The sequence below is a fragment of the Thermosynechococcus sp. GLH187 genome, from assembly GCF_031583395.1.
Classification (GTDB): domain Bacteria; phylum Cyanobacteriota; class Cyanobacteriia; order Thermosynechococcales; family Thermosynechococcaceae; genus Thermosynechococcus.
Genome location: NZ_CP134175.1, coordinates 1442143 through 1456026, shown reverse-complemented (window position 1 = coordinate 1456026; position 13884 = coordinate 1442143). Strand labels below are relative to the sequence as shown.

At 53.2% G+C, this 13884-nt stretch carries 10 protein-coding genes and 1 tRNA gene; 4 read left to right on the top strand and 7 right to left on the bottom strand.

Translation table 11 applies throughout. From position 1 onward, the window contains the following. Positions 1 to 9: 9 nt before the first annotated feature. Positions 10 to 237, bottom strand: a complete 228-nt coding sequence (locus tag RHI63_RS07025) for a hypothetical protein (protein ID WP_206199549.1) — start codon at positions 235 to 237, stop codon at positions 10 to 12. Between the two features lie 258 nt (positions 238 to 495). Here RHI63_RS07025 and ffh point away from each other — a divergent pair, with 258 nt between their 5' ends. Beyond that, positions 496 to 1905, top strand: coding sequence for a signal recognition particle protein (gene ffh, locus RHI63_RS07020; protein ID WP_302676361.1), 1410 nt, complete (start codon positions 496 to 498; stop codon positions 1903 to 1905). A 12-nt stretch (positions 1906 to 1917) separates the two neighbouring features. Here the strand turns inward: ffh and RHI63_RS07015 are convergent, their stop codons facing one another. The 3 genes from RHI63_RS07015 to RHI63_RS07005 all read right to left on the bottom strand — a co-directional run bounded on the left by RHI63_RS07015 (position 1918) and on the right by RHI63_RS07005 (position 4749). Further along, complete coding sequence (locus RHI63_RS07015) at positions 1918 to 3507, bottom strand: glycoside hydrolase family 57 protein (RefSeq protein ID WP_310453560.1); 1590 nt, start codon at positions 3505 to 3507, stop codon at positions 1918 to 1920. A 219-nt stretch (positions 3508 to 3726) separates the two neighbouring features. Next, positions 3727 to 4665, bottom strand: a complete 939-nt coding sequence (locus RHI63_RS07010; RefSeq protein WP_310453559.1) for a cobalamin-binding protein — start codon at positions 4663 to 4665, stop codon at positions 3727 to 3729. An 11-nt stretch (positions 4666 to 4676) separates the two neighbouring features. Next, a tRNA-Phe gene (locus RHI63_RS07005) sits at positions 4677 to 4749 on the bottom strand. Between the two features lie 169 nt (positions 4750 to 4918). On the opposite strand from RHI63_RS07005, the gene RHI63_RS07000 reads away from it, so the two are divergent. From RHI63_RS07000 to RHI63_RS06990, 3 genes are all read left to right on the top strand, one after another. Then, positions 4919 to 6553 (top strand): alpha-D-glucose phosphate-specific phosphoglucomutase, encoded by a 1635-nt coding sequence (locus RHI63_RS07000; protein ID WP_310821387.1) that lies wholly within the window; start codon positions 4919 to 4921, stop codon positions 6551 to 6553. A 5-nt stretch (positions 6554 to 6558) separates the two neighbouring features. After that, complete coding sequence (gene sbcD, locus RHI63_RS06995; RefSeq protein WP_206199544.1) at positions 6559 to 7872, top strand: exonuclease subunit SbcD; 1314 nt, start codon at positions 6559 to 6561, stop codon at positions 7870 to 7872. Between the two features lie 85 nt (positions 7873 to 7957). After that, complete coding sequence (locus tag RHI63_RS06990; protein WP_206199543.1) at positions 7958 to 8674, top strand: Uma2 family endonuclease; 717 nt, start codon at positions 7958 to 7960, stop codon at positions 8672 to 8674. A 163-nt stretch (positions 8675 to 8837) separates the two neighbouring features. Here the strand turns inward: RHI63_RS06990 and RHI63_RS06985 are convergent, their stop codons facing one another. The 3 genes from RHI63_RS06985 to RHI63_RS06975 are packed head-to-tail and all read right to left on the bottom strand — an operon-like array spanning position 8838 to position 13883. After that, a complete protein-coding gene (locus RHI63_RS06985; RefSeq protein WP_310742810.1) occupies positions 8838 to 11258 on the bottom strand; it encodes a CHAT domain-containing protein in 2421 nt (806 codons plus the stop codon). A gap of 30 nt (positions 11259 to 11288) precedes the next feature. Further along, entirely contained in the window at positions 11289 to 12671 is a 1383-nt protein-coding gene (locus RHI63_RS06980) for a DUF1822 family protein (protein WP_310744392.1), read from the bottom strand. A gap of 54 nt (positions 12672 to 12725) precedes the next feature. Then, positions 12726 to 13883 carry a sigma-70 family RNA polymerase sigma factor gene (locus RHI63_RS06975; protein WP_310821385.1) on the bottom strand — a complete coding sequence of 386 codons (1158 nt, stop codon included), beginning with the start codon at positions 13881 to 13883 and terminating at the stop codon, positions 12726 to 12728. Between the last annotated feature and the right edge of the window lies 1 nt (position 13884).

Genomic DNA, 13884 nt, shown 5'->3' with positions numbered 1-13884 from the left:
CGATTTCCCTCAATGGTCTTGCTCGAGAGGAGTCGGCAAATCTGACACCGCCACTAAATGAAACCCCATTTGACAGCGAAAGTGTTGACATCCCGCTTCAGCAGTACTCCCTAGAGGCGCCCCACAACGGAGCTGACCCTCCTGCCAGCGGGGTTTGCCTTGGCGATCAGCAAACAAGCAGGATTGACACACAGACTGTGACGGTAAAATCTGATTTTGGGTGAGGATCACAAGCATTGGACACCTCCCGCCGATCAGAGCCTTTAATAGGCCGTCTTTATAGAACCTGATAAAAATAAAGACTCTAACCCCAATGTTTTTATCTTACCGTGAAAGCCTAGCGGATACGGTTGACGACCACTGCTAACTTTGCTACAAATTGCAACTCGCAGCCCCTTGCTTAAATCGGCAGCCAAGACGGTATGGGGAAGACGGTTTGCTACGATAGATACTCTAAGATCAATGAAATTCTTGTTGCCCCTTGAGCTGTAATCCATGTTTGACGCCCTTGCTGAACGCCTTGAATCTGCTTGGAAAACCCTACGGGGTCAAGACAAAATTACCGAAAACAATATCCAAGAAGCTCTTAGGGAAGTGCGCCGTGCCCTGTTAGAGGCCGATGTCAACCTCCAGGTCGCTAAAGACTTTATTGAAAATGTGCGTCAGCGGGCGATCGGTGCTGAGGTCATTGCCGGGGTTCGTCCCGATCAGCAATTTATCAAAATTGTTTACGATGCCCTTGTTGAGGTCATGGGGGAATCCCACAGTCCCCTTGCTCACGTGGAGCCACCCCCCACGATTATTCTCATGGCCGGTTTACAGGGAACGGGGAAAACCACCGCCACAGCAAAGCTCGCCCTGCACCTGCGCAAAGAACGCCGCAGCACCCTCTTGGTGGCCACCGATGTCTATCGTCCCGCTGCGATTGATCAGTTGATTACCCTTGGCAAACAAATTGACGTGCCCGTGTTTGAGATGGGTACAGAAGTTAGCCCCGTGGAAATTGCTCGCCAAGGGGTGGCCAAAGCCAAGGAACTCGGTGTGGATACCGTGATTATTGACACAGCGGGGCGCCTACAAATTGATGCCGAGATGATGGCAGAACTGGCGGCCATTAAAGATGCGGTACAACCCCACGAAACCCTCTTAGTAGTAGATGCGATGACGGGGCAAGAGGCGGCCAACCTCACCCGTGCCTTCCATGAGCAGGTGGGGATTACGGGAGCCATTCTCACCAAACTGGATGGGGATACACGCGGCGGTGCAGCTCTCTCGGTGCGTCAAGTCTCCGGACAACCGATTAAGTTTATTGGTGTTGGTGAAAAAGTCGAGGCTCTCCAACCTTTCTATCCCGATCGCTTGGCCTCTCGCATCTTGGGGATGGGGGATGTCCTCACCCTTGTCGAAAAAGCCCAAGAGGAAGTGGACTTGGCCGATGCCGAAAAAATGTCCCGCAAAATCCTCGAAGCCCAGTTTGACTTTGATGACTTCCTCAAGCAACTGCGCCTACTAAAAAATATGGGTTCCCTTGCGGGAATTATGAAGCTCATCCCCGGCATGAATAAAATTTCAACGGAGCAACTCCAGCAGGGCGAAGTACAACTCAAACGGGCGGAAGCAATGATTAACTCCATGACCCGCGAAGAGCGTCGCAATCCTGAACTTCTCGCTAGCTCCCCCAGTCGCCGTGAACGGGTTGCCAAAGGTTCTGGTTATCAAGTAGCCGATGTAACAAAGTTGGTCAGCGATTTCCAGCGGATGCGATCCCTGATGCAGCAGATGGGTCAAGGGGGCTTTCCGGGAATGGGTATGCCGGGTATGAACCCAATGGGTCGAGGGGGTCGTGCTCAGGCTCCCAAAAAGCCCAAGAAGCAAAAGAAACGCAAAGGCTTTGGCGTTCTTTAACCACTGCTCCGACTACAAGGGGCGATAGACCCGATAGTTAATGTGGGGAAAGATATTGTCAATGGCTTCCACTTTTTCCAGCCAACCCGCATCAATTTTTTGTGCCTTGATGTCATCATAGAGCTTGTGGAAGCGCATCAAGTGGCTACGGGTGCGGCGAACCGCATAGGGTACCATCGTTCCCGTCCGCATAATAAAAGCCCAGTCTGAGGATTGGGCAAGGAGTAATTCCCGTGCCGCTTGGTTGAGGGCACGCCAACTCAGTTCATCCCACGGCTCCCCCTTGGCCAGTTCAATCATCCGTTCAGCGGCCTTATGGAGGTGGGGGTAAATCCAAGCATTGGTGTCATTCAGCCAGTATTCATGGAACCCCTTGTAGCCCCAACTGGACTGGGACGGACGGCACACCTGCTGGGTGGGATGGGCGCGCAGATAGTCTGCCAAGTGGGTCATGGCAAAGGTGTCTTGGTCAAACCAGACCTTGCGGAAGAGAAAGTCAAGGAACCAAGGCCCTTCATACCACCAGTGACCATAAAGTTCCGCATCGTAGGGAGAGACCACAATTGGCGGACGCTGCATTAGGTGGTGCAGGTAGCGAATTTGATTTTCGCGGTTAAACATGAAATTGGCGGCGTGCTCGGCTGCTTTTTCCCGAGCCCAGTAGGGGTCATAGAGCTGCTTCTCTCCCAGTCCTAGGCCACGACCCGTAATTTTGTGGTACTTAATTCCCGTATTTTTGCGTTGGCCATTGGGCATGATGTAGGGCTTGATGTATTCGTACTCTGCTTCCCACCCCAAGTCCTTGTAGAACTCACGGTATTCAGGCGCCCCCGGATAGCCCACCTCTGACGACCACACCTGCTGTGAGGATTCATGATCGCGGCCAAAGGCAGCCACCCCAGTTTCGGTGAAAATAGGCGCATAGGTGCCAAAGCGAGGCCGCGGACGGGCATAGAGAATACCATGGCCATCAGTAATGAAATAGCGCAAACCCGCATCGGCCAGCATTCGCTCTAGGCCTTCGTAATAGGCGCACTCTGGCAGCCAAATGCCCTTGGGCGGGCGGCCAAAGGTTTGTTCATAGTGCTCACAGGCCACTTGCAGTTGTGCCCACACCGCTTGGGGATACATTTTCATGAGGGGTAGGTAGCCGTGGGTGGCACCACAGGTAATGATTTCAAGGTTATTGGTGTCTTGAAACTGCTTAAAGGCCTTGACGAGGTCGCGATCGTAGTTTTCCCATGTCTGCCGTACGCGGTTGAATTCTTGGGCATAGTGCTCGGCAAGGTAGCGGATGTGGCCATTGTAGGTATTGCGCTCTACCTCTAGTTCTGCCAGTTCCTCTAGTTTTGCCAAGTGCTGATCGTAGCGTTCCTGAAGTAGCGGATCCCGCAGCATTGAAATTAATGGCGGCGTCATACTCATTGTGATTTTGAAGTCCACGCCGTCACGCTTTAGCCCCTCAAACATCCAGATCAGGGGCACATAGGTTTCGGTAATTGCCTCAAAGAGCCACTCTTCTTCTAAAACGTAGTCACTCTCGGGGTGGCGGACAAAGGGGAGGTGAGCATGCAAAACCAGCGCTAAATAACCAATTGCCATAGGAAGCTTGCCTATTTATGTATTTGGGACAACGGCAGGGGATCAATGAGATCAGTTGAGTTTCCCTCATCTTAGGCGAAATAGCCAAATCTGCAACGGGTAATTTTTATCTTTTCTTCAGATTTATCGTTGGTGCCATCCTCCTGTGATTGATGGCGCGTACAGCTGCCCTTTGCTGAAATAGGGGATAGGAAATCAAATCCTTGCCGGCACTGGCTTTTACAGCTGTGAGCGTGTGCCATCCTTGGGAAAAGGGCTGTAGGGTTGCCAACCCATGCCTTGAAATTTTGGTTCTTGGGGTGGGTGGAGAATCTCGACAAGAATTTCAAGGGAATCCACTAAGCGGGGGCCGGGGCGGTTGAAATAGGCGTTGCCATCAACAATGTACAGTTGACCTGTTTGCAGGGCACGCAATTGCTGCCACTGGGGATAAGTGTGCAAGGCTTGGTCAAGTTCTTGACGGCTGCGTTCGAGGTCAAAGCCACAGGGCATGACAATGATCACCTCCGGGTCGATCGCCAGAAGTGTTGACCACTCAATGTAGGGGGAATGTTTTCCTGCTGTACCGAGGACATTTTCACCCCCCGCGAGGGCAATCAATTCCGGTACCCAATTGCCACTGGCCATGAGGGGGTCAATCCATTCAATGGTCGCGACTTGCCGCCGCGGGCGATCGCGCACCCCTGCTTGACAGGCATGAATTCTGGTGTGTAGCGAATTCAGTAGGGGGTCGGGAGAGACACCGAGGGCAAGACCCACCCGCCGAATATCCTGCCAGACATCCTCAAGGCAATGGGGTTGGAGGGAAATTAACTGCGGTGGTGGCTCAAAGAGTCTGGCGATCGCCCCTTGCACCTCTGCCAAGGTTACAGCACAAACATCGCATTGATCTTGGGTAATGATGTGGGTCGGTTTTAGCGCTTGCAGGGTCGCCAGTTCCAAGTCATAAATGCCCAGAGCCGATCGCAGGAGGTCTTGAACCGCCCGATCAATTGCTAAACTTGACTGCTGTGCATCTAGCCTTGCCCGTGTACAAACAGGCAATGTCTTCACCTCTGGCGGATAGTCACATTCATGGCTACGCCCCACAAGAAACGGTGTCAATCCTAGGGCAGCAACAATTTCTGTGGCACTCGGTAGGAGCGAAACGAGGCGCATCTTGTCGGCGATGCCAGGAGCCAGAATTGAACTGGCGACACGAGGATTTTCAGTCCTCTGCTCTACCAACTGAGCTATCCCGGCTGAAGAGTGCTTTATGATTGTAGCAAGCGTCTAGGTGCGATGACAAGTCTCTCAGAAAATCAATTAGGGCAAAGGCATACTCTCGCATACTATATGGAAAGGTCTTGACCACGATTCTGGAGCCGACTAAGCTGCCCTTATAGTGACAGTCCCCTTGTGGAGCCTCCTAATGGGTATTCAAGTTGTTGCCACCACTCCCTTCAAGGATCAAAAACCCGGCACCTCTGGGTTGCGTAAGGCGGTACCTGTTTTCCAGCAGCCCCACTATCTAGAAAACTTTATTCAAGCGATTTTTGACACCATTGAGGCACCGCAGGGGCAAACGCTTGTTTTAGGGGGGGATGGCCGTTACTTCAATGCTGAGGCGATCCAAGTCATCCTCAAAATGGCTGCAGCCAATGGCTTTGCACGGGTCAAGGTGGGGCAAAATGGCATTCTCTCAACGCCAGCCGCCTCCTGTGTGATTCGCAAGTATGGGGCGATCGGTGGCATTATTCTCTCAGCCAGTCACAACCCCGCCGGTCCACAGGGAGATTTTGGCGTTAAGTTCAATATTGCCAATGGCGGGCCTGCGCCAGAGAAAGTGACCAACGCGATCTATGAGCGGAGCCTTGCCCTCACCAGCTACAAAATCTACACAGCCCCCGATGTCAATCTGCACACCCTTGGGGAGTTTCCCTTGGGTGAAATGATTGTTGAAGTCATTGACCCCGTCGCCGATTATCAAACATTGCTGGAGACTCTTTTTGACTTTGATCGTATTGCTGAGGTCATTCGCACCGGGAAGCTGCACCTTGTCTTTGATGCCATGCACGCGGTTACGGGACCTTATGCCCATCGGATCATTGAAAAACGCCTAGGGGCACCCCAAGGCACGGTGCAAAATGGTGTGCCGCTACCGGACTTTGGTGGTGGTCATCCCGACCCCAATTTGGTCTATGCCCATGACTTGGTGCAGCAACTCTTTGGCGAGCAGGCTCCTGATTTTGGTGCGGCCTCCGATGGCGATGGCGATCGCAACATGATTTTAGGGGCTAATTGTTTTGTTACCCCTAGCGACAGCCTTGCGATTTTGGCCGCCAATGCCACCCTGGTGCCCGGCTATAAAGACGGCTTAGCGGGGATTGCCCGTTCCATGCCCACGAGTCAGGCGGCCGATCGCGTGGCAGCCAAGCTGGGGATTGACTGTTATGAAACCCCCACGGGCTGGAAGTTTTTTGGCAACCTCCTCGATGCCGGTAAAGCCACTCTCTGCGGTGAGGAAAGTTTTGGTACTGGCTCCAACCACGTGCGCGAGAAAGATGGCCTCTGGGCTGTGCTTTTTTGGTTGAATATCTTGGCTGTCCGCCAAACCTCCGTGGCCGAGATTGTCAAAGCCCATTGGCAAACCTATGGCCGCAACTACTACTCCCGCCATGACTACGAAGGCATTGAGAGCGATCGCGCCCACACCCTGATGAGCCAACTGGAGCAAAAACTGCCCAGCTTCGTGGGTCAGACCTTGGGTGCCTACACCGTGGCCACTGCCGATAACTTTAGCTACACCGATCCAGTGGATCACAGCGTCAGCCAAAATCAAGGGATTCGGCTGATTTTTGAGGATGGCAGTCGCATTGTCTATCGCCTATCGGGAACGGGAACCCAAGGGGCAACACTACGGGTCTATTTGGAGCGCTTTGAACCCAATCCTGCCCAGCAGCACCTCGATGCCCAAGTAGCACTCGCCGATTTAATTCAACTGGCCAATGAAGTGGCGAATATCCAAGGCTTAACGGGGCGCGATCGCCCCACGGTCATCACCTGATCGCTATGAAAATTCTCCATGTGTCCGATATTCACCTGGGCAGTGGCCTCAGTCATGGCCACATTAACCCGGCCACCGGCTTGAATACGCGCCTTGAGGATTTTATTGCTGCTCTGGCCACCTGTATTGACCGTGCCCTCAGTGAACCCGTTGATCTGGTGCTCTTTGGCGGTGATGCCTTTCCCGATGCCACGCCACCCCCTCTCGTCCATGAAGCCTTTGCCAGCCAATTTCGCCGCTTGGCCGATGCCCGCATTCCCACGGTTTTGCTGGTGGGCAACCACGATCAGCACGCCCAAGGACAGGGGGGCGCGAGCCTCAGTCTTTATCGCACCCTTGGGGTGCCCGGTTTTATCGTGGGCGATCGCTTGGCTACCCATCGCATTGAAACTCGCCGGGGTAGTGTTCAAGTCATTACCCTCCCTTGGTTAACGCGATCTACGCTCCTCACTCGGCCAGAAACCAGTGGCCTTTCCCTTGCGGAGGTGCATCAACTGCTCCTAGAGCGGCTGCGCCTTGCCCTTGAGGGGGAAATTCGCCAACTTGATCCGGCCTTGCCCACTGTCTTACTGGCTCATGCCATGGTGGACACCGCCCAGTACGGCTCTGAACGCTATTTGAGTGCCGGCAAAGGTTTTACGATTCCCCTGAGTTTTTTGGCGCGCCCCTGTTTTGACTATGTTGCCCTTGGCCATGTGCATCGCCATCAAGTCCTGTGTCACGATCCACCCGTGGTCTATCCCGGCAGCATTGAGCGGGTGGATTTTGGTGAAGAGGGGGAAGAAAAGGGCTATGTCTTAGTGAACCTTGCTAAGGGCAAAACAGAATTTCAGTTTTGTCCCCTACCCACCCGCCCCTTCCGCACCATTCGTGTGGACTTAACCGAGCTGGAACTGGATCCCCAAGCCGCCCTCTTGGGGGCGATCGCCAGCGGGGAGATCAGCGGGGCTGTGGTGCGGGTCATGTATCAACTGCGCCCCGATCAAATTCCCCTGATCAACCTCCATGAGCTGCAAAAAGCACTAGAGAGTGCCCACAGCGTCAGCCTTCTGCCCCAACTAGTGAATAGCCAGCCCATTGCCCGCCTGCCAGAAGTTGCCCTCGAACAGTGCCTTGACCCCAGCCATGCCCTGCAACTCTATCTGGATCATCACCCTGACCTTGAACCGCTGCACCAAGATCTGCTAGCGGCACTCCAAACCCTTAATGGCCACTCTGAAGAAGAGAGTCAAGACACTCCAGAGATGCCGCGATCGCCTGAAGGGCGCGCTGCGCGAACGCCCGAACCTGTGATTCAGCAACTGAAATTGCTCTCCTAGCCTGAAGTTAAGCTTTGACTCAAGTCCGGTAGGCTAGGCTGGAGTTAGGCATTAAAAATTGTGTTTGAATTTGCGAGATTCAGCCATGACTCAGACTCCCGTTAGAAAGGTTACCTTTGCGGAGTTCCTTGATTATGATGCGGCAGATCATCGCATTGAATTAGAAAATGGCGAAATTATTACCATGCCAACCGGTAGCCCCCTACATATCGCAATTATCCGATTTTTATTCACCACGCTTGAAAACGAAATTAAGGGGAATCATTTACCCTTCGAAATTTTCCCCGGTGGCATTGGCGTGCGCACTGGCTTGCGAACATCACGGGAACCAGACTTATGCATTTTGCACCGCGAAGAATGGGACGCTCTGCGCAAACAAAATCCGCTTTCGGCGATCGTCGAACGCCCACCGCTTTTAGTGGTAGAAGTGGTTAGTCCGGGCAATGGGAATCGCGATCGCCCAAAGGGCGCGCTTCGCGATCGCGACTATCACACAAAACGTCGAGAGTATGCCGAAATGGGCATTCCTGAATATTGGATCGTTGACCCTGAAGAACAAAAGGTGGTGCTTTGCGTTGTAGTCGGTCAATCTTATCAGCTCACCGAATTGCAAGGACAATCCCTAATTCGATCAACGCTACTCCCGCAATTGGTGTTGAGGGCTGAGCAACTCTTCAACCTTGAGCACCCCCCAAAGCAGTGGTCACTTTTCTCAGAGGTTAGGGCGAAAGCCCATGGCTTGGAATCTGAGGGAGACAGGGCAAGAGGGTGCTCGGCATCTTGGGCAAACTTTTTCTTCTAGCTTGTTGACATTTTTTCTCATCTGCCTTAGGCTAAGTTTTAGTGTTCTCCTCTCTGAGGAATCGGCAGGCGGGGTCAGTCATTGCGACGACCCCATTTTTTCTTTAGTCGCTACGGTTGATCCTCAGAAAGCGCTCGATCTCCCGCCCCTTCGGGGAAGTTAACTATTGCCAAAGATTTGCAAGTTCTTGGTAGGGAATATGGCGGCTACAGTACCACAGCACGGTATAGGGAGCCATCAGGTAGGGTTCTTCTTGCGCCTTAAAAACCGCAATTTTCTGGCAAACCCACGGGATGACTGTAGTTGAGATGTAGGGAGTTAGGGGCTGCTGCAATTCATCGAGAGCCGCTAGGCCATAGTAAAAGCCGAGAATATCTTGGGTTTCCTGCGCCTTGACCAAGAGCGATCGCAGGGTCGCCAACACAAGGGGATGCTCAGGGGAAATGCGGTGAAGGGCCCGCACCGCCGCCATCAATGTTTCCAGATCGTAGGCCTGCTGCTCAATGATTAACTCAAGGGTGTCAATGGCTTGGGGATGATTCGGACTAACAATGCCAAGGGCGCCGGCAAGGGCAATCTGGTGGGACTGCACCGTGGCCAAGCCCAAATAGCGCTCTAGTCGGCCAACAACCTCCCACTGCCGCACCCCCGCTTGGTGTAAACAGCAACTGGCAAGGATCACATCCTCTAGGTATGAGGAGTTACGAAAAATTTCTAGGGCAACATTGCTAGCTTCAACCGCCCAACGGCCTTTTGCCGTAATCAGAACAGAGGCGATCGCCAGTTTCAGGCGGTTAGACTGTTGGGGATAATGGAGCAGCCGCTGTAAAAACTGCTGTAGGCGCTCTCCCGTGGTGCTGTCCCAAACGCTCCTGACCAGCTTGGCATCTAGCTCCTTGAGAAATTGCTGACACTCCGCTAATAGCTCTTCGCGCACTTGGGGCTTGGTGTCTTGGCGTAAGGTATCCTCTAAAACTTGAAACGCTGTACTGAGGTGGCTGACATTGGGATATTGCTGCGCAATTAAAAAAGCGGCACGGACACGGGGGAGACCCCGCTGCTCCACCACCAAGGATTCCAAGTAAGGCAGCAGCTGTTGGCTAGAGATCCGCGGTAGAAGTTGCCGAGCCTCAGCCTCTAGGGCAGGAAAGAAAAAGGCCAACTCCGCTTGAGGGGAAAAGCCACCGATAGTGCGCTCGAGGCCGCAGACCCAGTGGGCAACATTCGCAAAGGCATCTTGGTAGTTTTGCTGTGGCCTTTGGGGACTGCAACCCCCAGGAATTGCTGTCACCCAGCGACTAGGATCTTGGGCGTGGGGCAGGAGTTGCGCCAGTTCCAGTTGCCAGCGACACCAGTAGAGGAATGCGGGAAATTTAGAAACCCTTGGGGAGGAGCGATCGCCCCCAGACACACCAACTGTAACAGCAGGGGCTTCTGATCGGCGTAAATGGTGCCAGTGGGGGCAGCGCGCTTGGGGATGGCGGCAAATGAGGGGCAGGGCCGACGTTCCCGGCAGATACTCATCACAGCGACTCAGTTCGCGTAATTGCGATCGCGCTTGAGCTACAGCGGCATAGAGATCTGCACCGCCGTGAAAGTTCTGTAAAAAGTACTTCAAAAACAACTCAGCGGCAATATTCGGAACCGCTTCGCGCATCACGATCGCGTGGGGCAAGCCCAACTGAATCAAAAACTGTCCTAGGGGAATACTGTCGCAGGAATTAAAGATCGCCAGTTGCAGCCCCTGCTTCACTGCGGTTTTAAGCGTCTCATAAAGCCTGTAAATCTGTAATGGTTCCTCTTCATTGTTGATAATAATGCCATTACCCTGACTATGCCCAGCAAAAAAGAGAATGTCCCAGGGCTGACACCACAGGGAATAGAGTTCACTTAATTGGGGCGATCGCAGGCAGTGGAGTTCGACATTGGGTAACGCCCTGAGAGCCTCAAGATCCCCCTTGAGATCAAGGTCGCCACTCGCGCCAAAAATTGCCAGAATCCGTACTCCCTCATGGTGCGCTGTCGAAGACTTCAGGGACTGATACACCATTGGTGAAAACACCACATCCAGATTGCTGTGTTGGCGAATCGGTGTCCAGTCGTGCCATGGATAGTGCCACAGTTCAACAAAATCTGTCTGCACAGAAATGCGGTGAATCTCGTTCATCGGCGGCGGCAAGATAAAGTTGCCTAGGCCAAAAAATGAAGTCTGCTCCTTAGAAAGTGAAGTTTGCTCATTGATCTGTTCCTCGCAGAGATAACTGATGCGCGTATTGTGCAACCACGTGCCAAGGGTAGTCACAAGGTCAGTGTAGTTTTGCCGTACCTCTTTAAGGAGGGTGGGTTGCTGAGTACCAATGTTCGTAATCTGGTTACCGCTAGCCCCCAGACGAGTATTCTTCGCATAGCCGTGATAGGCGTCGCGCCACTGCCGATACCGGTGCGGAAGGTGAGGCATTGCTGGAAACTCTACAGGATACACCCCATAGGCATCCACTTGGCTTTCTGTCCCCAATAATAGGCGACCCTTGAAGGAATGCTGCTCAAGGCAACCCCCGTAGATTTCAAGACAGACGTGTTTCATCGCAGCGGCAATCAAAAAGAGCCAATGCAGCTAGACAACAAAAGTTTCCGTGATCTTAGCATCTCCATAGGCCAATGTGATGCCAAAAGTTTCGCCAATTTGTCCCCAAAACTTGTACTGCACCGCTTGATCCTGCTGCCGACTAGTGACTTGGGCAAAGGTATTGCCATTGGCCTCAGTAATCATCAAAACCAAGTCTGGGGGCAACGTTTCACCTACCTTGAGGGCAGTGACGCGCACAAGAATATTGGCAGACATCGTATCTCGCGGCAGTACGGCCATGACCAAGCCGAAGGACTGTCCGCCGAGGGCAAGACCCAAGTCCACGGTACGAGTTTTCCACACCCCTGCTTCTGGGGCAGTGGCATCTTGAGCGTGGAGATATTCTGCCGCCATCCAGCGCAATCCTTCATCGGCAGTGGTGGCAATCAGGTCTTTGAGGAGGGCAACCGCTTGGCGACAATCCTCCGTTTCCAAGGCTTGGCGTAATTGAGCTTGAGCTTGCATGGCTTCTAAGGTGTCATTGGAGCGCAATGCCCACTCTGGCGATGTCCAGCCCAGCTTCCAACTGAGATAGGGATTGAGCATCGCGCCCTCCTCAAGCAGTTCCTGCACGTCTTGCCACACTTGACCCAACAGGTTGCTCACGCCCTTGGTCTTGGCATAAAGCCAGAGACTCAGCCGCTGCGGATGACAGGCCAAAAAGAGATCAAGGCGATGGCGAGGTTGCCCAATGATGTGCAGCCATTCCTCTAGGGGCAACACCAAGCGGGGCAAGAGCATCTCACCACTGGCAATTTGCTGAAGCGTGGCTGTGGGAATCGCAGTTGCGGCAGGTGATGGAACAGGGATGTGATGGCAGGCCGGCAAGGCAGCGAGGAGGGGCACATCTTCGATCATGTCCTCGCGATCGAGGGTGTAGGTACGGCTCAAGGCATCAATGGCAGAACGATTCACACTGCTAGTCGGTGCATAGCCCCAGAGTCTGACCTGCGCTTCTTCAGCAAAGACTTGTACGCCCAAGATGTAATCGGGTTTCCAAGCGGCAATGTGCAACCATTCCTGAGGAATGCGGCACTCGTCAAGCTCTATAGAAGTATCAGGCACAATCAACACTTGACCGATGGCGGTCTTCAGCAGGGTGCCGTTGACAAACTCCCAGAAGATGGGCAGTTCGACGGTGGAGAGGAAGGGGTCGGCACTAATGCCCATTGCTGCGAACCAGTCACGCACAGCTACATAGGCCATCGCATTTATTCGGACACTGCCACGACGGTAAGCGCGGGCGGCCGCTGTGATCTGCTCGATCCACTGGCGATCGCCAGCATCTGCTAAATCAATGTGAACGTGTTCCGTGTGCGCCATCGGTGGCGCATCTATGGCAGTGAGAAACGAAAGTGATAGCGATGTCATGGTTCCTTACCTAAGTACAACAACTCCCAAAAGTTCATACCGTTTACAAAACAGTCAAGATGCACCCTCATAACGACAGTGTTCTGCCATACCTACCTGATCACACCGCTGACAAGACCCTGCTAACACTTTATAACCCTCCTTCAACCACAGGTTGACAGCCACTGTTGCCTCCTTAAGGCGTTCAGGATGCGTGGGTTGGTTAAGGCCGGCGAGTACCGCTTTCGCCAAATGACCACGAATCCGCTCTAGGGCACGAGACACTTGATATTGTTTTGCAAAGCCTAAGTGCTGGGCAATTGCTTGTTGGCTGACCTGCTCGCAATAGTACAGACAAAACACCTGACGACTAGTGTCATCCAGTGCTGCAATCGCATTTTTCATCATTTCAAAGACCCGTTTAAGGGTTTCCTGTTCTTCCTGTTTCAGGGTTGCTTCCCAAGGCGTATTTCCTCCTTCTAGGGTGTCCCAAAACCTTTGCTCAGCAGGATTCACCACCTGTGGTTGGCGATAAGCTCGCAAGGCAGCGATCGCTGTGCGGAGCAGGGTTTCAACTTCGCTAGGGGTTACAGCGGGGAGATCAGGACAACATTGACGATAGGTTTTAGCCACCTGAGCCAGCAGTGCCTGATCGGGAGCAGTGGTCTGATCCGCCAACTCCTGCCACAATTCGACAAGGGCACAAACTTGACGAACTCGATCTTCTGTGTATCCTTGGTTCCCCAAGGCTGAGGAGAGAGAACGCAGACCACTGTGTTTGAGTAGGCCCCAATCTGATTTCCGAACCCCCACCAGCGCAGCATACACACCGTCATAGATACGGAGATAGGCATAGGTGGATAGCCGCGTACCCCGCTCGGGCTTAAATTTGCTCAATAACTTGAGGGGATCATTAGTGAGACAGCAAGCCTGCTGAAAACAGTCACTGACCTGATGCATCCCGCCCAGTTTCTCCCGCAGGGTCATGGCTACAGACCAACTAGTTTCTTGGAGATAGCAAAATAGACCCCGCTGCCAGTACTGGGCATCATCATGGTTCGGCTGACTCTGTAATTTTTGGAGGAGGAAGACAGCCGTCGGCTCTGGCTCCTCGAGGTTGTACCCCGCTGCTGTGAAGTAGGCCTGTAGTTGGCGATCTCGATACCAGCGCGGGCGATCGGAACCGTCAAATCGGAGCAAAGCAATGAGTTTATCGCAGGGTTGGCGTGTCATC